Annotated in this window: 17 protein-coding genes; 4 read left to right on the top strand and 13 right to left on the bottom strand. The window is 74.3% G+C overall.

The window, feature by feature from the left end; translation table 11 throughout:
* Positions 1–23 precede the first annotated feature (23 nt).
* Positions 24–701 (bottom strand): response regulator transcription factor, encoded by a 678-nt coding sequence (locus OG500_RS09440; protein WP_327066070.1) that lies wholly within the window; start codon positions 699–701, stop codon positions 24–26.
* A gap of 519 nt (positions 702–1220) precedes the next feature.
* On the opposite strand from OG500_RS09440, the gene OG500_RS09435 reads away from it, so the two are divergent.
* Positions 1221–2336, top strand: a complete 1116-nt coding sequence (locus OG500_RS09435) for an MGDG synthase family glycosyltransferase (RefSeq protein ID WP_329578573.1) — start codon at positions 1221–1223, stop codon at positions 2334–2336.
* Positions 2333–3046, top strand: a complete 714-nt coding sequence (locus tag OG500_RS09430) for a polysaccharide deacetylase family protein (protein WP_327066068.1) — start codon at positions 2333–2335, stop codon at positions 3044–3046. Before OG500_RS09435 ends, OG500_RS09430 begins: the two co-directional genes overlap by 4 nt.
* A gap of 47 nt (positions 3047–3093) precedes the next feature.
* On the opposite strand, the gene OG500_RS09425 is transcribed toward OG500_RS09430, so the two are convergent.
* From OG500_RS09425 to OG500_RS38150, 6 genes are all read right to left on the bottom strand, one after another.
* Positions 3094–4233 (bottom strand): cytochrome P450 family protein, encoded by a 1140-nt coding sequence (locus OG500_RS09425; RefSeq protein WP_327071487.1) that lies wholly within the window; start codon positions 4231–4233, stop codon positions 3094–3096.
* Positions 4215–5699: a cytochrome P450 gene (locus OG500_RS09420; RefSeq protein WP_327066067.1), complete on the bottom strand. Its 1485-nt coding sequence runs from the start codon at positions 5697–5699 to the stop codon at positions 4215–4217. Before OG500_RS09420 ends, OG500_RS09425 begins: the two co-directional genes overlap by 19 nt.
* On the bottom strand, positions 5696–6334 hold the full coding sequence (locus OG500_RS09415) for a GTP-binding protein (RefSeq protein ID WP_442789130.1): 639 nt from the start codon (positions 6332–6334) through the stop codon (positions 5696–5698). The genes OG500_RS09420 and OG500_RS09415 overlap by 4 nt, the downstream gene beginning before the upstream one ends.
* On the bottom strand, positions 6312–6668 hold the full coding sequence (locus OG500_RS09410) for a DUF742 domain-containing protein (protein ID WP_327066066.1): 357 nt from the start codon (positions 6666–6668) through the stop codon (positions 6312–6314). Before OG500_RS09410 ends, OG500_RS09415 begins: the two co-directional genes overlap by 23 nt.
* Positions 6665–7090 (bottom strand): roadblock/LC7 domain-containing protein, encoded by a 426-nt coding sequence (locus tag OG500_RS09405; protein WP_327066065.1) that lies wholly within the window; start codon positions 7088–7090, stop codon positions 6665–6667. Before OG500_RS09405 ends, OG500_RS09410 begins: the two co-directional genes overlap by 4 nt.
* 69 nt (positions 7091–7159) lie before the next feature.
* Entirely contained in the window at positions 7160–8956 is a 1797-nt protein-coding gene (locus tag OG500_RS38150; RefSeq protein WP_442789129.1) for an ATP-binding protein, read from the bottom strand.
* Positions 8957–9176: 220 nt separating this feature from the next.
* Here OG500_RS38150 and OG500_RS09395 point away from each other — a divergent pair, with 220 nt between their 5' ends.
* Positions 9177–11009 carry an NAD-binding protein gene (locus tag OG500_RS09395; protein WP_327066064.1) on the top strand — a complete coding sequence of 611 codons (1833 nt, stop codon included), beginning with the start codon at positions 9177–9179 and terminating at the stop codon, positions 11007–11009.
* Positions 11010–11025: 16 nt separating this feature from the next.
* On the opposite strand, the gene OG500_RS09390 is transcribed toward OG500_RS09395, so the two are convergent.
* The 6 genes from OG500_RS09390 to egtA form a co-directional block, all read right to left on the bottom strand.
* The gene (locus OG500_RS09390; protein ID WP_329578566.1) at positions 11026–11931 is read right to left on the bottom strand and encodes an AurF N-oxygenase family protein; all 906 of its coding nucleotides are present in this window, start codon (positions 11929–11931) and stop codon (positions 11026–11028) included.
* 1 nt (position 11932) lies between these two features.
* The gene (locus OG500_RS09385; RefSeq protein WP_327066062.1) at positions 11933–12616 is read right to left on the bottom strand and encodes a TetR/AcrR family transcriptional regulator; all 684 of its coding nucleotides are present in this window, start codon (positions 12614–12616) and stop codon (positions 11933–11935) included.
* Positions 12617–12746: 130 nt separating this feature from the next.
* Positions 12747–13721 (bottom strand): L-histidine N(alpha)-methyltransferase, encoded by a 975-nt coding sequence (gene egtD / locus OG500_RS09380; protein WP_327066061.1) that lies wholly within the window; start codon positions 13719–13721, stop codon positions 12747–12749.
* Between the two features lie 63 nt (positions 13722–13784).
* Positions 13785–14537, bottom strand: coding sequence for an ergothioneine biosynthesis protein EgtC (gene egtC, locus OG500_RS09375; RefSeq protein WP_329578563.1), 753 nt, complete (start codon positions 14535–14537; stop codon positions 13785–13787).
* Positions 14537–15922, bottom strand: coding sequence for an ergothioneine biosynthesis protein EgtB (gene egtB, locus OG500_RS09370; protein ID WP_329578560.1), 1386 nt, complete (start codon positions 15920–15922; stop codon positions 14537–14539). The genes egtC and egtB overlap by 1 nt, the downstream gene beginning before the upstream one ends.
* A complete protein-coding gene (gene egtA / locus OG500_RS09365) occupies positions 15916–17331 on the bottom strand; it encodes an ergothioneine biosynthesis glutamate--cysteine ligase EgtA (RefSeq protein ID WP_327066058.1) in 1416 nt (471 codons plus the stop codon). Before egtA ends, egtB begins: the two co-directional genes overlap by 7 nt.
* A 254-nt stretch (positions 17332–17585) precedes the next feature.
* Between egtA and OG500_RS09360 the strand changes: the two genes are divergently transcribed.
* Positions 17586–18263, top strand: coding sequence for a TetR/AcrR family transcriptional regulator (locus OG500_RS09360; protein ID WP_327066057.1), 678 nt, complete (start codon positions 17586–17588; stop codon positions 18261–18263).
* The last annotated feature ends 136 nt before the right edge of the window (positions 18264–18399 follow it).

The following is an 18399-nucleotide window of genomic DNA, read 5'->3' as shown; positions in this document are numbered from 1 at the left end:
CGTCCGCGGCGCTGTCCGCCGCCTCAGCCACCGTCGGCCGCCAGCCGGTAGCCGACCCCGCGCACGGTCTCCAGCGCGCTGCGGCCGAACGGCGCGTCGATCTTGCGCCGCACCGCGCTGATGTGCACCTCCACGACGTTGGGGTCGCCCTCGAAGGCGCTGTCCCAGATCTGCTCCAGGATCTCGCGCTTGGCCACCACCTCGCCGGCCCGCTGCGCCAGGCACTCCAGCACGGCGAACTCGCGGGCGGTCAGCTTGATCGGGGTGCCGCCGCGGGTGCAGCTGTGCCGCGCCGGGTCGAGCACCAGGTCGCCGAACTCCAGCGACTGCGGGCGCCGCCGCCCGGTGCGCCGGGCCAGCGCGCGCAGCCGGGCCACCAGGACCACGTAGGAGAAGGGCTTGGAGAGGAAGTCGTCGGCGCCGGTGTCCAGCGCCTCGGCCTCGTCGTACTCGCCGTCCTTGGCGGTGAGCATCAGGATGCCCGCCTCGTTGCCCGCCGCCCGCAGCCGGGCGCAGACCCGGTAGCCGTTGACACCGGGCAGCATGATGTCCAGCACGATCACGTCGTAGTCGTGTTCGCCCGCCAGCCACAGGCCCTGAGGCCCGTCGTGGGCCACGTCGACGGTCATGCCCTCGGCCTGCAGCCCGCGCTGCAGCGCCGCGGCCAGTCGCCGCTCGTCCTCCACCACCAGTACCCGCATGCCGACCAGGATCCCAGGCGTGCCTAGGCGTTTGCTGAAGACGGCTTCAGCTGCCTTCAGCCCGGCTTCAGCAACCGCCGCCCATGCTGTGCCGCAGCAGTCCACAGGGCGGGTGCACGCAGGGCGCCGGTCACCGGCAACCCGGTCATCCCGGGCGATTCGGTGCGCAGTTGGCCGACCCGTCGGGGTCCGGACACCTGGTGTCCGGTCAACCGCCACATGGACTCCCGCTGGGCGGCCTACCGTCACGTGCCTGACCGGCCCACCGGGGCGGTGGGGCGGACGTCGACACCGGGGCCGCCCGGCCCGACCGGATCGGACCGGTGTGCCGGGGGCGGTTCCTCAGGTTCCCGACCGAGCCCGGCCAAGGGAGTCGGGGTGCTCGGTGCGCGGGTCAGGGATCGGCCCGCGCACCGCCGGACACCCCGTTCTCCCCGGTACATCCGTCAGACGCAGTGGAGTCGCGGGTGCGGTCTCCGCCGTCGGCGGTCGGCCGCGACCCGCTCTGGAAGGAGCCTGATGCGGTCGACACAGCCGCGCCGGATCGTCGTCGTGTCCGCGAGCGTGGGGGCGGGCCACGACGGCGCCGCCCGCGAACTGGTCCGCCGCCTGCGGACGGCCGGGTTCGACGCCGAGTGCCACGACTTCCTCGACCTGCTGCCGCGCGGCTGCGGGCGGCTGCTGCGCGGCAGCTACGCGCTGGAGCTCAAGGTCGCGCCCTGGGCCTGGGGCTGGCTGCTGCGCGGCCTGGAGAAGAACCGGCACTCCGCGGCGCTGGTCGGCGCCCTGTTCGCGGTGGCCGGCGGCCGGCGGACCGCGAAGCTGGCCGGGGCCGGGACGGCCGCGGTGGTCTCCACCTACCCGCTGGCCAGCCAGGCGCTGGGCCGGCTGCGCCGGCGCGGCCGGCTGGCGGTGCCGGTGGCCACCTTCCTCACCGACATGTCGGTGCACCCGCTCTGGGTGGCCGAGGGCGTCGACCTGCACCTCGCGCTGCACCCGGTCGCCGCCGACCAGGCGCAGCGCCACGGCGCGCGCCGGGTGGAGATCTGCGACCCGCTGGTCGGCCCGGCCTTCCGCCCGGCCCGCTCGGCGGCCGAGCGGCGGCGCGCGCGGGCCCGCTTCGGGCTGCCCGCCGAGGGACCGATCGCGCTGGTCACGGCCGGCTCCTGGGGGGTCGGCGAGGTCGAGCTGACGGCCCGCGAGATCGCCGCCTCGGGCCGGGCCGTGCCGGTCACCGTCTGCGGGCACAACGAGGCGATGCGCGAGCGGATCTCCGCCGCCGGCCACGGCGTGGCGCTCGGCTGGGTGGACGACATGCCGGACCTGCTGCGGGCCTGCGACGTGGTGGTGCAGAACGCCGGCGGCCTCACCTCGCTGGAGGCGATGGCCAGCGGCCTGCCGGTGGTCAGCTACCGCTGCCTGCCGGGGCACGGGGTGACCAACGCCGCCGCGCTGGACGAGGCCGGACTGGCCGACTGGATACGCGAGGAGAAGCGGCTGGGGGCCGCCTTGGCCGATGCGCTCGCCCAGGGCGCCGCGCCGCGCCGGCGGCCCGCCGCCCGGCCCGACGCGATCGTGGCCGACCTGGCCGGCGGGCTGCCCGCTCCGGCGACGATCCTGGAGGTGGCCTCGTGAAGCCGGTCCGTACGCTGGCGCTGACCGCCGGCGCCCTCGCGGTGGGCCACAGCCTGCCCGCGCTCACCTCGCTCGGCCCGCTGCGCCCGCTGCTCGCCCCGGGGCTGAGCGGCCCCGGCGACCCGGGCCACGTCGCGCTGACCTTCGACGACGGCCCGGATCCGGCTTCCACCCCGCGCTTCCTGGCGGAGCTGGCGAAGACCGGCACCAGGGCGACCTTCTTCCTGCTCGGCCGGATGCTGCAGCGGGCTCCCGAGCTCGGCCGGGAACTGGTCGAGGCCGGGCACGAGGTGGCGGTGCACGGCTGGGAGCACCGCCCGCTGCTGGTCCGCTCGCCCCGGGCCACCCGCGACGACGTGGCGCGGGCCCGCGACCTGGTGGCCTCCGTCACCGGACAGCAGCCGCGCTGGTACCGGCCGCCGTACGGGGTGCTGAGCGCCTCGGCGCTCTACGCGGCGAAGGAGAACGGGCTGACGCCGGTGCTCTGGACCCACTGGGGACGGGACTGGACCGCCTCGGCCACGCCCGAGTCGGTGCTGCGCACCCTCACCCGCACCCCGCTGGCCGGCGGCACCGTGCTGCTGCACGACTCGGACTGCACCTCCGCGCCCGAGTCCTGGCGCGCCACGCTGGGTGCGCTGCCCCGGCTGCTGGAGCTGTGCGAGCAGCGGGGGCTCGCGGTCGGCCCGCTGCGCGACCACGGGATCTGAGCGGGTGCACCCGGCCGGCCCGGAACTCCGGGCCGGCCGAGTGACCGTCAGCTCGCGGCCGGGCGCAGCACCACCGGCAGCTGCCGGTGGCCGTTGGAGATGAACGACTCCATCGGCGTCAACCCGCCCTCCGCGAGCGCCAGGTCGGGGAACCGCTCGAAGAGCGCCGGCAGGGCGACCGCGGCCTCCAGGCGGGCCAGCGGGGCGCCCAGGCAGAAGTGCGCGCCGTGGCCGAAGGCGACGTGGTCCTTGACCTCGCGGGTGAGGTCGAAGACGTCCGCGTCCGCGCCGTGCACCGCCTCGTCGCGACCGGCGGTGGCGTAGGCCGCCATGATCGCCTCGCCCTTGCGGATCAGCACGTCGCCGGCCTGGATGTCCTCCAGGGCGTAGCGCAGCGGCAGGTTGGCCACCGGTGACTGCACCCGCAGCGTCTCGTCGATCACGTCGTTCCAGGAGGCCCGGCCCGAACGGACCAGGGCCAGCTGCTCGGGGTGGGTCAGCAGCAGGTGGATCGCGTTGTCCAGCAGGTTGACCGTGGTCTCGTGGCCGGCGCTGATCACCAGCAGCAGGGTGTCGAGCAGTTCCTTCTCGGTGAGCGTGCTGCCGCCGGCGGCGTCCTCGCCGTCCGCCTCGGTGTCCCGGGCGGCGATCAGCGCACTGGTCAGGTCGTCGGCCGGTTCCTTGCGCTTGATCGCGACCAGCTCGCCGAGGATCCGGTAGACCTCCTCGGCGTTGGCCTGGGCGGCCTCGGGCGTGATGGTGGTGTCGAAGAAGCCGTCCACGCAGCCGCGCAGGCCGGGGTGGAGGTGCTCGGGGACGCCGAACAGCTCGCAGATCACCTGGATCGGCAGCGGGTAGGCGTACCCCTCGCGCAGGTCGGCGGCGGTGCCGGCGGGGGTGGTGGCGAGCGCGGTCAGCAGGTCCTCGGTGATCCGCTCGACGCGCGGGCGCAGCGCCTCGGTGCGCCGGTTGGTGAAGGAGCCGGCCACCAGGCGGCGCAGCCGGCGGTGCTCGGCGCCGTAGGCGGTGAACATGTTGTCGACCGCCACCCAGATCATCAGCGGCCAGTCGGCGGGGATCTCACCGTTGATGAGCGCGGGCCAGTGCTGGCGGGCGCTCTTGGAGACCCGGGGGTCCGCCAGCAGCTGCTTGATCAGCTGCTGGTTGCCTACCGACCACGCAACCACGCCACCAGGGAGCTCCACCTTGGCCACCGGCCCGTCCTGGTGGATGCGGCGGGCCTCGCCGTAGATGTCGCTTCCGCTCGGGTCGATCCGGAAGGGGCAGCGGTCGGGTTCCATGCAGGGCCTCCAGGGGTGGGGTGGGGTGCGGTCGGTGCCGGCTGCGGGGCGGCGGGCGCGGTGGGGATCGCCGAGGCCGTCGTGAGCAGGCTGCCGGGGGCCGCCGGATGGGCGAGCGGCGCGGTGCCGGTGGCCGGCGGGAAGTACACCGGCAGGTCGGCCAGCGCGCGGTGGAACGGCCCCGGGCGCCACCGCAGTTCATCGGGCTTGATGGCCAGCTCCAGGTCCGGCAGCCGGTCCAGCAGCTTCTCGACGGCCACCGCGGCGATCAGCCGGGCCGGGCCCTGGGCCGGGCAGGTGTGCGGGCCCGCGCTCCAGGCCAGGTGGGCCCGGTTGCCGCCGCGGGCGCGCCCGGCCAGCGCCGGGTCCGTGTTGGCAGCCGCGAAGCTGACCACCACCGGCTCGCCCTCCGGCAGCAGCACGCCGCCCATCTCGACGTCCCGCACCGGGAAGTGCACCCCGTAGTTGGCCATCGGCGGGTCGGTCCACAGCACCTCGTCCAGCGCGTCGTCCACCGGCAGGGTGCCGCCGGCCAGGTCGCCGGCGAAGCGGTCGTCGGCGAGCAGCAGCCGCAGCGTGTTGCTGATCAGGTTGAGCTGCGGCTCGGTGCCCGCGCCCATCAGCAGCACCAGCTGGTGCAGCATCTCCTCGTCGGTCAGCGCGGCCGGATGGGCCATCAGCCAGCTGGTCACGTCGGCGCCCGGCTCGGCCCGCTTGAGGGCCACCAACTCCAGCAGCGCGCCGGTGAGTTCGGCGTTGGCCCGTTCGGCGTCGACGCCGTCGAAGATGCCCGTCATGCCGGCCACCAGCCGGTCGCCCAGGTGCGCGGGGGAGCCGAACAGCTCGTTGAAGACCAGCAGCGGCAGCGCCCTGGCGTAGTCGGCCACCAGGTCGGCGGAGCCGCGTCCGGCGAAGGCGTCGATCAGCCGGTCGGCGCTGCGCTCGACGTAGCCGCGCAGCGCGTTCGGGTCGACCCGGTCCAGCGAGTCGGTCACCGCGCCGCGCAGCCGGTCGTGCGCGTCGCCGTCGCTGAACAGCGCGTTGGGCCGGTGCGCCATCATCGGCACGGCCGGGTTGTCCGGGGCGACCCGGCCGTCCGCCAGGCCGCGCCAGCGGCGGGAGTCCTTGGAGAAGGTCTCCGGGCTGCGCAGGACCTCCAGCGCCGCCTGGTAGGAGAGCACCAGGGTCGCGGTGGTGCCCGGGTAGAGCTCGACCGGGGCGAGCGGGCCGTACGCCCGCAGCCGGGCGTAGACGGCGGCCGGGTCGGTGGCGAACTCCGCGCCGTAGAGCGGGAAACCGGTGGGCCGCGGCTGGTGGGCCGGGCAACCGGGCGGTGGCGAAGGGGCGTTCACGCGGACTCCTGGTCGGTGGTGCGAAGCAGGTACTGGACGAGAGAGATCAGCGCCAGGGTGGCCGACTCCGGGTCGCGGGCGTCGCAGGTCACCAGCGGCGTGCTGGGCAGCAGGTCGAGCGCCTCGCGCAGCTCGTCCTCGGCGAACTCCGGTGCGCCGTCGAAGCGGTTGACCGCCACCGCGTACGGCAGCCCGTGCTCCTCCAGCAGGTCCATCACCGGGAAGGAGTGCTCCAGGCGCCGGGTGTCGGCGAGCACCAGGGCGCCGAGCGCGCCGAGCGTCATGTCCCGCCACAGCGGGGTGAACCGCTGCTGGCCGGGGGCGCCGAACAGGTAGAGGACCAGGCTCTGACTGAGCGTCAGGCGGCCGAAATCCATCGCGACCGTGGTGGTCTCCTTGTTCGGCACCCCGGTCAGGTCGTCGACCAGCACGCTGGCCTGGGTCATCGGCTCCTCGGTGCGCAGCGGCTCGATCTCCGAGAGGGTGCCGACGAAGGTGGTCTTGCCGACCGCGAAGTGCCCGGTGATCAGCAGCTTGACGGCGGTCTGGATGCCCTCGCCCAGGTAGCTGACCTGCCCCGGGGCGGGCGCGGCCAGGGTGCCGGGCAGCATGTCAGAGCCGGGCGCGGAGACCATCGAGCACCTCCTGGAGCAGTTGGTAGGTGGGCAGTTGGGCGCGCGGCACGGCCGCCCTGGTGATCAGGTGGCCGCTGTCGACCAGGTCGCCGAGCAGCACCTTGGTGACGCTGACCGGCAGGTGCAGGTGCGCGGCCACCTCGGCGAGCGAGAGCGAGCCGTGCAGGCACAGCTCCACCAGCCGCCGCTGCTCGGGGCCGAGCCCGGCGAGCGGGCGGTCCGGCATGGCGGTGACCAGGGTGACCAGGTCGAAGGTGTTGCGGGTCGGCTCGAACCGCCCGTTGGTGACCACGTAGGGCCGCACTAAGCCCCGGTCGCGCCGCGCCGCGCTCATCGCAGGGCTCCCAGGTCGTGCCGGGGCGGGGTGCTCAGTTCCTTGCCGAGGCGGTCCACCAGCTTCTGCATCCGGTAGCTCACCGCCTCCATGTCCACCCGTTCCCCCGCGGAGACCGCCAGGTAGGCACCGGGGCCGGCGGCGACCAGGAAGACGTAGCCGCCGGCGAACTCGATCAGGGTCTGCCGCCAGGGGGTCGGGGTGGCGCCGAGGAACCCGGCGGTGCTGCGGCTGATCGACTGGACCCCGGAGAGCGCGGCGGCCTGCCGGTCCGCCTCGTCGCGGCTGATGCCCGCCGAGTGCGCGCGCAGCAGGCCGTCGGCGGACAGCAGGATCGCGTGCCGGGCCTCGGGAACGAGCAGGACGTCGTCGAGCATCCAGCCGAGATCGTTGGTCGGGTGGCTGTTCAGCCGGCTGTTCATCGCAGGGCTCCTAGCGGGGGGCGGACGGCGGCTGTGCCGGGGGACCAGCCGCGGGTGGCTGCCAGGGGGTCAGCCGGTGAAGGGATCGTCTGGTGCGGTGCCGTCGGGGCGCGCGGCGTGGCGGCCGTAGCCCGGGGGCGGCAGGTCGGGGTCGGACTCCCGCCCCGCCCGGGTGCCGCGGGCGAAGGCGCCGAGCCGGCGGGCGGTGGCCTGCGCGTCCCTGGTCCACTCCGCGGGCAGCTCGGTGGCGGGGGCCGCGCCCTCGGCCGCCTCGGCGGCCTGCTCGACCTCGGCGAGCTGGGCCTCGCTCAGCGGCTCGCGCCGGCGCCGCTTGGGCAGACCGCCGGCGGTGCGCGGGGCGGGTGCGGTGGGCGTGACCGAGGCCGCGTGCGGGAGCGGTGCGGCCTGCGGGGGCGGCGCGGCGGTGCGCGGGGGCAGCGGGGCGGGGCGGCCGTAGCCGCGGTTGTTGAAGCCGTGGTTGTCGAGCCCCGGGGTGTCGTGGCCGTGGCCGTCGTGGCCGGGGGCGACGCCGTCGCCGGGCCCGGGCAGCCGGCCGAGCGCCGCACCGTGCGCCGCGGCGGGCGTAGCGGCGGGGGGCTGGGAGGCCACGGCCTGGGGCGCGGGGTGCGGCGCGGCTGCGGGCGCCGGGGCGTGGTGCTGGGGGGCTGGGTGCTGGGTCACGGTGTGGTGGGGCGCGCTGTAGCGGGGGGTGCCGTGCGGGGTCGCGGTGTGCGGCGTCGCGGGGTGCAGGGGCGCGGGGTGCTGGGTCACGGTCTGCTGCGGCGCGGTGTGCTGGGGTGTGCTGTGCTGGGGCGTGCTGTGCTGCGGGGCGCCGTACGCCGGGGCGGCGGCGGGCTCGGGGGCGAGCGAGCTGAGCAGCACGGTCGGCAGGAAGAGCACCGCGCGCACGCCGCCGTACGGCGAGCGGGTGTCCACCGAGACGCTGAACCCGTAGCGCGCCGCCAGCACGCCGATCACGGCGAAGCCGAACTGCGGCGGGTCGCCGAGCCGGGTGACGTCCACCACGCGCTGACCGGTCAGCAACTGCCCGGCGAGCTGGGCCTCGCGCGGGTCCATCCCGACGCCAGCGTCGTCGATCACGATGCAGGCGCCGTTGTGCGCGGGCTGGAGGTTGACCTCGACGGTGGTGTTGGGCTGGGAGTGGCGGGCCGCGTTGTCCAGCAGCTCGGCCACCGCGAGCACCACCGGCTCGACGGCCCGGCTGACCACCGCCAGGTCGACCTGGGTGCGCACCTCGACCCGCTTGTAGTCCCGCACGCGGGACTTGGCCCCGCGCACCACGTCGCTCAGCGAGGAGGCCTCGCGCTGGCGTCCGGGCCAGGAGCCGCAGAGCACCGCGATGGCCTGCGCCCGGCGCCCGAACTGGGAGTTGGCGTGGTCGATCTCCAGCAGATCGCGCAGCACGGCGGGTTGGTCGTGCCGTTCCTGCATCTCGGAGATCGCCACCTGCTGCTCGTTGGCCAGCCCCTGCAGTGACCGCATCGCGCCCTTGAGCGCGGACTTGGCGTTCTGGTCGGCGCGCGTCTGGGCCTGCTCCACCGCGCCGCGGAACTGTTCGGCCACCGCGAGGAGGCTGCGCTCGTAGTCGGTTCCGGCCAACAGCGGGTCGACGGTGAGCGGCTCGACGGGGACCGGGCTGGCGACCGCGGAGGACGCGAGCGAGGGCAACTGGCGGGTGGCCAGCCGGTGCGCCTCCTCGTCCCTGGCCCGGAGGGCCTCCCGCAGTTCGGCCAGGGACCGGGCCCTTGACCTGGCGGTGAGCCACTGGCGGATCAGCAGGCCGGCGGCCACCAGCAAGCCCGCACCCAGGCTCCAGGTCACCGCCTGCGGTATCTGTGACGACATCAAGTTCCTTGCACGAGCAGACGGTTCGTGGGGGCAGCGCAGGAGGGCCCGCGAGCGGCAGGCGCGGATCATCTAACCAGATTGACGACTGAATGTCAGAAGTCTGTCTCACTAAGTGATCTGATGAACAGTAAAGACCACGTCAGTGGCTGAAATTGATCGGTGGCCCGGTTGATGACGGACGGTCCCATCCGGGTCATCCGCAAGTACCATCCGGGCTATGACACAGGTAGCTCGGGGGGTGAATCCGGGAGCGGGGGAGCCGTCGGCGCCCTGCTTCCGGGAGCACTACATCGTCTGCGGGGCCAATGCCTTGGCACACCGCCTGATCCTGGAACTGATCGAGCACTACGAGGTGCCCGTAGTGGCCCTGGTGCCCGACCGGATGCGCGACCACGCGCCGCGGATCGAACGGATCGAGGGCGTGGCGGCCGTCCTGGAGTTCAGCAGCGTCACCCAGGAGGCGCTGCTGGCCGCCGGTGCCGACGGCGCGCGCGGGATCGCGCTGGTCGACGGTGACGATCAGGCCAACATCCACGTGGCGCTCGCCGCGCAGGGCCTCAACCCGGAGATCCGGATCGTGCTGCGGATCTTCAACCAGCGGCTCGGCGACCAGATCCAGGTCCTGCTGAAGAACTGCGCCGCGCTCTCCGGCTCGGCCACCGCCGCGCCGGCCTTCGCCAACGGCGCGCTGGCCCGCCCCAACTCGGTGCAGGTCGGCGACCGCTACCTCTACATCGCCTACGACGAGGACCTGCGGGCCGGCCACCTGTGCGTGGCCGCCGACCGGATCGACCGGCAGGACCTGACCAGGCTGCGGCTGCTGCCGGAGACCGAACCGGCCTCCACCGACTTCATCCGGCTGGCCCAGGCCTTCGGCGAGGGTGCCCCGATCCCGGTGGCGGGGGCCAGCAGGGGCAGCGGCGGGCCGGGGCAGCCGGACGGCATGGCGGTGCTGCAGACCCTGCCCACCGAGCCGCGGCTACGGGTGCCGCTGCGCTTCCGGCTGCTCTACCGCTTCCTGGACACCCTGCGGTTCTTCACCGGGGTGCGGATCCGGATGGTGCTCTTCGGCGCCTTCGCGGCGATCGCGACCGCCGCGCTGATCATCTGGTACTTCAACCGGAGCTTCGGCTGGACGCTCTACCTCACCCTGCTCGACATGGCCGGCTCCGCCCAGCCCGACCAGATGGGCGACCCGACCGCCGGCACCGGCGGCCCCTGGCAGCGGGTCGCCCAGGTGATCATCACCTTCAGCGGCATCGCCCTGGTGCCGGTGCTCACCGCGATCGTGGTCGACTCGCTGGCCTCCGGACGCCGCGGGCTGCCGCGCGCGCCGAGCGCGGGCCTGCGCGGCCACGTGATCGTGGTGGGCCTGGGCAACGTCGGCACCCGGGTGGCCACCCAGATGCACGAACTCGGGGTGCCGGTGGCCGCGCTGGAGCGCGACCCGCTGGCCCGCGGCATCGTCGCGATGCGGGCGCTGGGGATACCGGTGGTGGTGGGGGACGGGCCGCTGGTCGAGCAGCTGCGCCTGGCCAGGGCCCGGCACGCGCGCGCGGTGGTCGCGGTGACCAGCGACGACGCGGTCAACCTGGAGGCGGCGCTGGAGGCCCGCGCGCTGCGCGAGGACGTGCGGATAGTCGTTCGCCTGTTCGACGACGACTTCGCGCAGCACGTCTACGCCACGCTCGGCAACGTCGCCTCGCGCTCGGTCTCCTACCTGGCCGCGCCCGCCTTCGCCGCCGCGCTGATGGGCCGGGAGGTGCTCGGCACCCTCTCGGTCTTCCGGCACGTGCTGTTGATCGCCGAACTGGTCGCCGAGGAGGGCGGGGCGCTGGTCGGGATGAACCGCAACGAGGTGGAGGCGATCGGCGGCCTGCGGGTGCTCGCGGTGCGACTCGCCCGCTCGCCGCAGAACTACCAGTGGGGCTACGCCGACCGCAGCCGGGGCTTCGCGGTGGGCGACCGGGTGGTGGTGGTCGCGACCCGCAGCGGCCTGGCCCGGCTCAACAACGCCGCGCCGGAGCCGCTGGTGGCCGAGACGACCTAGTGCCGCGTCAGGCGGGTCAGCCCAGCAGCCCCGCCCGGCGCCACATGCCCTCGCTGCGCCGGTCGATGATGCCGAGCTCGGTGAAGAAGGCGACCGCCTTGCGGGCCCAGTCCCGCCGGGCGGCCTGCCAGTGCGGGTTGGCCGCCGCTGCCGCCTTGGCCTGCTGGACGTCGAGCCCGGCCAGCGCGTAGATCCGCGGGTTGACGCACTCCAGCACCGCCTCGTACACCAGCACGCCGATCACCTGGCGGAACACCGCCCGCCGCGCCGGGCTCATCCGGGCCCAGCGCCGCTCCAACTCCGGCTTGGCGTAGCCGATGTGCCGGGCCTCCTCGATCACGTGGATCTTCGCCACCGAGCGGGCCAGCGGCTGCAGGCTCTCGTCGCGGATCATCTCGCGCTGCATCGCGTCGGTGAACTCCTCCACGAAGATCGCGCCCGCGAAGGTCAACGTGGTGTCGTTGAGCAGCAGATGGAGCCGCCCGCGCCGCTCGGCGCGCCGGCTGGGACGGGCGGTGGGGTAGCCGGTCCTGGTGATGTACTTGGCGAACATCGTGGAGTGTCGGCACTCGTCGGCCACTTCGGTCAGCGCGTACTGCGCGTGCTGGGTGGTCAGGTCGCTGTCGTAGACGTGCCGGACCAGGCCGTGCATCAGGATCAGCTCGAACCAGATGCCCGCCGCGGTGACGCTGGCCAGCTGGTGGGTGCTCAGCTTCGCCTGCTGACGGAGCGTCATCCGCTGCCACAGGTGGGTGCCGTAGAGCGAGACCCGGTGCGGGGGAAGGGCGAACTGGTCGGGATCGATCGGCTCCTGCCAGTCGATCTCGGTGAGCGGGTCGTGGGAGTGCTTGGCCGAGACGCGCAGCAGGCGTTCGGCGTTCTGCTCGCGGGCTTCCAGGGAGGTGGGGGCAAGGTCTCGCATGCTACGGCTCCGGTTCGGGCTCGGGCTCGGTTCTCGCGCCGGCGGGGTCGGCTGTGCCGGGGTGGCCGGCTGCGCCCGGGTGGGTGGGCGTGCCGCCCAGGGCGCGCAGGGCGAAGGAGATCAGTGCGGGGATCAGGTCGTCGGGTGCCCGGCCGCCGTCCGCGAGCGGGCCCACCAGCGCCTCGCCCACCCCGCCGACCAGCAGGGCGGCGGTCAACTCGGCGTCCTGGGCAGGCAGTCGGCCGGCCGTCACGCCCTCGGCGATCCGGGCGGCGATCACGTCGCGGAACGCCCGGCGGAAGACCAGGCGTTCGGCCTCCACCTCGGGGTCGACCGGCTCGGCCAGCAGCGCGTAGGCCAGCCGCGGGTGACCGAGCGCGCGACCGGCGAAGGTGCCGATCACCGAGGCGACCTGGGCGTGCAGATCGCCGGCGAAGGCGGCCGCCTCGCGCACCGCCGCCACCTCCCGGCCGACCACGATGCCGAACACCTCGGCCACCAGCTCGGCCTTGCTCGGGAACGAGCGGTACACGCTCCCGGTGGCGATCCCCGCCCGCTCCGCGACGGCCGCCACCGAACAGGCGGCATAGCCGCGTTCGGCGAGCAGCTCGGTCGCGGCGGTCAGCACCGCCTCGCGCTGGGCGTCGAGCCGGGCTTGGACGGCGGGGGTCTTCCGATAGGCCACGGCAAGAAGTGAAGCAGCGATTCAGTTCTTCAGCAAGACCCTGCGCCACCCTTTGCCGGACAAGCGGAACCGGGGCCCCGGCGCAGTGCCGGAGCCCCGGTTCGACGGGCCGCCTCGGTGGACCGGCCCGCTACACCGGCTCGGCCAGCGACAGTCCGAAGCGTCCCTCGGGGTCGGTCCACCAGTGCCGCAGTGCGAAGGAGGCGTCGGCCAGCTCGGCGGCCACCTTGTCGCGGCGGAACTTCGCCGAGATCTCGGTGCGCAGCTCCTCACCCTCGGCGAAGTCCACCTCCAGCCCCAGCGCCGCGACGGACACCCGCTGCGCGCGCCGCGAGCGCAGCCGCATCTCGATCCACTCCTGCTCGGCGTCCCAGCGGGCCACGTGCTCGAAGGCCTCCGGGTCGAAGCCGGCCTGCAGCTCGCGGTCCAGCACGTTGAGCACGTTCTTGTTGAACTCCGCGGTCACACCGGCCGCGTCGTCGTAGGCGGCCACCAGCACGGCCGGGTCCTTGACCAGGTCGGTGCCGAGCAACAGTGCGTCGCCCGGCGCCAGGTCGGCCCGCAGCGCGGTCAGGAAGCGGGCCCGCTCCTCGGGCAGCAGGTTGCCGAGCGTCCCGCCGAGGAAGGCCACCAGTCGCGGCGCCTGCACCGCGCGCGGCAGTCCGAGCCGCGCGGTGAAGTCGGAGACCACGCCGTGGATGGCCAGCGCCGGGTACTCGGTGGCCAGTTGGCGGCCGGCCTCGCGCAGCGCGCTCTCCGAGACGTCGACCGGGACGTAGCTCTCCAGGGTGCCCAGCGACTGCAGTGCGTCCAGCAGCAGCCGGGTCTTCTCCGAGGAGCCCGAGCCCAGTTCGACCAGGGTGCGGGCCCGGGTCACGCTCGCGATCTCCTTGGCCCGCTCGGTCAGGATGGCCCGCTCGGCGCGGGTCGGGTAGTACTCCGGCAGTCGGGTGATGTCCTCGAACAGCTCACTGCCGCGCTTGTCGTAGAACCACTTCGGCGGCAGCCACTTGGCGGGGGCGGTCAGACCCTGGCGGACGTCCGCGCGCAGGGCCTGGGCGAAGTGGTCGGCGGGGAGCAGGCGGGTGAGCTCGAAGGCGGTCATCGGATGTGGTCCTCTCGTGGTGCGGCCCAGCAGGAAGTGCGGGTGGGGGCTCAGGTGGGGGTCTCAGGGGGTGGCGGGGTCCAGCGGACGGATGGTGACGGCATCGGGGGTGGCCAGCAGCACGGACCGGTCGGGGACCGGCACCCAGCCGGGCCCGTCGTCGCCCGGTTCCGAGGCGACCAGCACGCTGCGCCCCAGCTCCAGGCGGTGGAAGAGGGTGTCGCCCCAGGTGGTCGCGGCTATCACCCGGCCGTCGGTGACCAGCAGGTTGAGCCGGGCCTCGGTGTGCGCGGCGACCTCGGCGACGGTGTCGGCCAGGGCGGCGCCCACCTCCTGGCCGCCCGCCAGCCGGCGCCGCAGCAGTGCCCAGACCAGCGCGGAGTCGCAGCGGGCCGCCAGCTCCAGCAACTCGCCCGGCGTCAGCAGCCCGGCCAGGGCGGTGGCCGTGCCCGGCCAGCCGCCGAGCGCGCCGTTGTGGCTGAACAGCCAGCCGTCACCCCGGTAGGGCGCGGCGGCGCTCTCGTCCGGGCTGGTGCCGGCGGTGGCCGAGCGGACGGCGGCCAGCAGTGCCGTGGTGCGGATCGCGCGGGCCAGGTCGGTGAGGTTCTCGTCCGCCCAGATCGGCACCGCCCGGCGGTAGCGGACCGGCTGCGGGTCGCCCTCGACGAACCAGCCCAGCCCGAAGCCGTCCGCGTTCACCGTGCCGTACCGCTGCAGGCGCGGCGCCCAGGACTGCCGGTAGAGCCCGTAGGGCGGCTCGACCAGCACCTCGGTGGCCGCCACCGGGGTTCCCAGATAGGCGAGGTGACGGCACATCAGGCGGCATCCAGATCCCGGGCGGTCCGGAAGCCGGCGAAGATCTGGCGGCGGATCGGGTAGTCCCAGTTGCGGAAGGTGCCCCGGCAGGCCACCGGGGCGACCGCGAAGCTGCCGCCGCGCAGCACCTTGTACTCGGCCTGCTCGCCGGGGGCGGCGAAGAAGACCTCCGAGTACTCCCGGTAGGGCCAGGCCCGGAAGCCCGGGTAGGGGGCGAAGTCGCTGGCTGTCCACTCCCACACGTCACCGATCAACTGCCGTACCCCGTAGGGCGATGCGCCGTCCGGATAGCTGCCGACCGGGGCCGGCTGCAGATGGCGCTGGCCGAGGTTGGCGTGCTGCGGCCCGGGAGGGGTGTCGCCCCAGGGGAAGCGGCGTGAGCGGCCGGTGGCCGGGTCGTGCCGGGCGGCCTTCTCCCACTCCGCCTCGCTGGGCAGCCGCCGCCCGGCCCAGCGCGCGTAGGCGTCCGCCTCGTACCAGGTCACGTGCAGCACCGGCTCGGCGGCCGGCACCGGTTCGAGGTGGCCGAAGCGGCGGCGCAGCCACTGGCCGTCCGTCCGGCTCCAGAACAGCGGCGCGGTCAGCTTCGCGGTCATCCGGTGCGCCCAGCCCTGCGCGGTCCACCAGCGCGGCTCCTGGTAGCCGCCGTCCTCGATGAAGCGCTGGTAGTCGGCGTTGCTGACCGGGGTGGTGTCGATCGCGAACCCCGGCAGGTCCACCTGATGCGCGGGGCGCTCGTTGTCCAGCGCCCACGGCTCGGTGTCCGTGCCCATGGTGAACGGGCCTGCGGGGATGGTCACTTCGGCTGGCAGCAGGTCGACCGGGGCCGGCTCGGGCGTCGGGGCGGAGAGCACGGCGGCGCCGCTGCGCAGCTGATGGGTGATCAGCATCGTCTCGTCGTGCTGCTGTTCGTGCTGGGCGATCAGCCCGAAGGCGAAGCCGGCCTGGAGCAGCGGCGGTCCGGCGAGTTCGACGCCGGCCAGCAGGTCGAGCACCCGGCCGCGCACCTCGTGGGCGTAGCCACGGGCCTCGGCGGGCGGCAGCAGCGGCAGCGTGGGGCGTTCGGAGCGCGGGTGCTCGAAGGCGTCGTAGAGCGGGTCGATCTCGGGGTGCATCGGCTCGCGGCCGCCCACGTTGCGCAGCAGCCAGAGCTCCTCCTGGTTGCCGATGTGGGCCAGGTCCCAGACCAGGGGTGACATCAACCGCGAGTGCTGGGCGGTCAGTTCGGCGTCGTCCAGGCACTCGGTCAGGCCGCTGGTGCGGTTTCGGGCGGCCAGCAGCTCGGTGGCGACGGCCTCGCGCAGCCGCTCGTCGGTCAGCTCCGCGCCCGGCTCGGCACGGCCCGGCGTGCGGCTCTGCGCGGGGCCCGGTTCGGCGTTCAGCATGGTGCGTCCTCCTCGGACTTCGGGGAGTTCCCGGACGGCGGGGAGTCCGCGGACCGGCCCGCGCCGGTGCGCGGCGGCGCGGCGCCGTCCAGCAGGTCGTCCGCCGGGCAGCGGCCCCTGGCGGTGTAGCGCTCGGCGAACTCGCCCAGTGCGGACCGCAGTCGGCCCTCGCCGGGCCGGTCGGCGAGCACCGTGTCGGCGGCCGCGAAGCAGTCGAGCGCGGCCTGGCGCAGCACCGGATCGTCCATGCCGCGGGTGGCCGCCCGGCTCCAGGCCGGCCCGCGCGGGCCCGGCTCGGCGGTGCCGGACGCGCCGGCGGCCAGCGGCTCCAGCGCGGCGAGCGCGGCATCGACGGAGCGGGGGCCGGCGAAGAGGGCGGAGGTCAGCGCGGCGGGGACCACCCAGCCGTCGCCGGGCTGCGCGTCGATCATCCGCAGTTCCAGGTAGCCGCGCGGGCGCACCGGCGGGAAGAGCGTGCTCAGGTGGTAGTCGAGATCGGCCAGGCTCGGGCGCTCGGCCTCGGGCCGCCGCAGCCAGGCGCGGAAGGTGAGCCCGACCGGCGCGTTCCACGGCCGTCCTTCGGGCCGGCGCACGCAGAGCACCGCGGCGTCCAGCACGTAGCGGGCCCAGGCCGCGCACGGATCGCCGTCCGGGCCGCAGCCGTGCACGCCGCCCGGGGCCAGGGTGCGACTGGGGTCCATCCGGGCCCAGACGGCCTGCCGGGTGGACCGGTAGCCGGTCGGCCGTCCGTCCAGCAGCGGGGAGTTGGCGAAGGCGGCGACCAGCACCGGACCGAGCAGGTGGGCCAGGCGCCAGCGGGTGCGGAAGCCGTCGGGGCCGGCGGTGTCGGTGCCTGCGTCCAGGCAGACCTGGGTGGAGGCGGTGGCGCACATCATGATCTTGCCCCAGGGGCCGGTGCGGCCGAAGAACTCCTCCATCGCCAGGTAGCGCGGCTGGCGCAGGGTCACCCGGCGTTCCTTGGGATGGGGTTCGGTGCCGTAGCCGGCGAGGTCCAGGCCCTGGGCGGCGAAGGCGGCGCGCAGGGCGGCCAGGTCCTGGTGGGTGGTCTCCACGCAGCCGGGGAGATCGGCGGCGGCCGGGGAGCTGAGCTCGACCTGGCCGCCCGGCTCCTGGGTCACTCGCGAGCCGTTGGGGAGGAAGGGGTGGTCGGGGGGCAGGTGCAGCGCGTCGAGAGCGGCGCGCACCCGCGCGGGGTCGGGGGCGGTGTGGGGTCGACAGGAGTCATGGACGAACCACTCCAGCTCGACGCCGACCCGCCCAGGGGGGCCGATCTTGAAACAGGTGCTGGCCACGTACGCCTCGGCGGACGATTCGGTCAGCGGGGTCACCGTCGGTGGCGCCTGCGGTTCGGTGTCGAGCGACAGGCTCGACGGTCGTGCGAGGTTCACGTTGATCACCGTCCTCGTCATCCGGCTCACGACAACCTGAGGTTCCTGCCCAGTCTGCTGCGGCCCATACGGCGTCGCCCGGTGCTCGGGCCGTAACCCATGGATTCCCGCTGGTCAGGTCGGGCAACCGGGTGAGGTGAGCTGCCTCACATCTCACGCAACAGGCGCCTGGGCGGAAATATCCGGGGACCTTCTCCCCGTTTGCCGTACAGTCGATGGAAGTGGGGACGGAATCCCCGGAAAGGAGCGCAGCCATGGACACCCTGCAGGCGGGGACGTGCATCCCCGAAGCATCGCCCTGTGCCCGTGCCGCCACGCCCCGACTCCGGGCGGACGCCACCCGCAACCGCGAGCGGATCCTGGCCGCGGCCCGCGAGCTCTTCGCCGACGAGGGCGCCCTCGTCCCGCTGGACGAGATCGCCAAGCGCGCCGGGGTCGGCAACGCGACCCTCTACCGTAACTTCCCCGACCGGGTGACCCTGATCCACCAGGTCGTGCTCTCGGTGCTGGGGGGCGTGCTGGAGCAGGCCAAGGAGGCGCTGGCCGACCAGGGCGACCCCTTCGAGGCGATCAGCCGCTATGTGCACGCCGCTGCCGGCGAGCGGATCGGCGCGCTCTGCTCGCTCCTGTCCGACCACCTGAAACTCCACGAGGACGAGGACCTGCTCGCCACCCGGACCGAGCTGGAGCGCGTGGTCGAGCAACTGCTCGACCGGGCCCGGCGGGCCGGCCGGCTGCGGCCCGACGTCGGCCCCGGCGACCTGTTCGTCGCGCTGGCCCGGCTGACCCGTCCACTGCCCGGCAAGGAGTGCCTGGAGGACGAGATGTTCGTCCACCGGCACCTCCAGCTCTTCCTGGACGGGATGCGCGCCCCGGCGCCCACCGTCCTGCCCGGGCGCGCCGCCACCATGGAGGACCTGCGGCGCGCGTGACCGCCTCCGGGTCGTCCCCGGTCTCCTGATCAACCACTGAGTCGCCTGATCAACCACTGACCTGCTCGACCGTTGAACACTCAAGCTTCCCGTGGGCGCGGCACCCCGCGCCCCACCCTCAGCAACTCCTGCCGTT

Origin of the sequence: Kitasatospora sp. NBC_01250 (assembly GCF_036226465.1) — a bacterium.
GTDB lineage: Bacteria > Actinomycetota > Actinomycetes > Streptomycetales > Streptomycetaceae > Kitasatospora.
This window is presented reverse-complemented; position numbering and strand designations above follow the sequence as displayed.

Bases quoted from the DNA above. Each gene is read 5' to 3' on its own strand.
- OG500_RS09360 (WP_327066057.1), top strand. From the start codon at position 17,586: ATGGACACCCTGCAGGCGGGGACGTGCATCCCCGAAGCATCGCCCTGT.
- OG500_RS09405 (WP_327066065.1), bottom strand. From the start codon at position 7,090: ATGAACAGCCGGCTGAACAGCCACCCGACCAACGATCTCGGCTGGATG.
- egtB (WP_329578560.1), bottom strand. From the start codon at position 15,922: ATGCTGAACGCCGAACCGGGCCCCGCGCAGAGCCGCACGCCGGGCCGT.
- OG500_RS09415 (WP_442789130.1), bottom strand. From the start codon at position 6,334: ATGGTCTCCGCGCCCGGCTCTGACATGCTGCCCGGCACCCTGGCCGCG.
- OG500_RS09395 (WP_327066064.1), top strand. From the start codon at position 9,177: ATGACACAGGTAGCTCGGGGGGTGAATCCGGGAGCGGGGGAGCCGTCG.
- OG500_RS38150 (WP_442789129.1), bottom strand. From the start codon at position 8,956: ATGTCGTCACAGATACCGCAGGCGGTGACCTGGAGCCTGGGTGCGGGC.
- OG500_RS09435 (WP_329578573.1), top strand. From the start codon at position 1,221: ATGCGGTCGACACAGCCGCGCCGGATCGTCGTCGTGTCCGCGAGCGTG.
- OG500_RS09390 (WP_329578566.1), bottom strand. From the start codon at position 11,931: ATGCGAGACCTTGCCCCCACCTCCCTGGAAGCCCGCGAGCAGAACGCC.
- egtC (WP_329578563.1), bottom strand. From the start codon at position 14,537: ATGTGCCGTCACCTCGCCTATCTGGGAACCCCGGTGGCGGCCACCGAG.
- OG500_RS09410 (WP_327066066.1), bottom strand. From the start codon at position 6,668: ATGAGCGCGGCGCGGCGCGACCGGGGCTTAGTGCGGCCCTACGTGGTC.
- egtD (WP_327066061.1), bottom strand. From the start codon at position 13,721: ATGACCGCCTTCGAGCTCACCCGCCTGCTCCCCGCCGACCACTTCGCC.
- OG500_RS09440 (WP_327066070.1), bottom strand. From the start codon at position 701: ATGCGGGTACTGGTGGTGGAGGACGAGCGGCGACTGGCCGCGGCGCTG.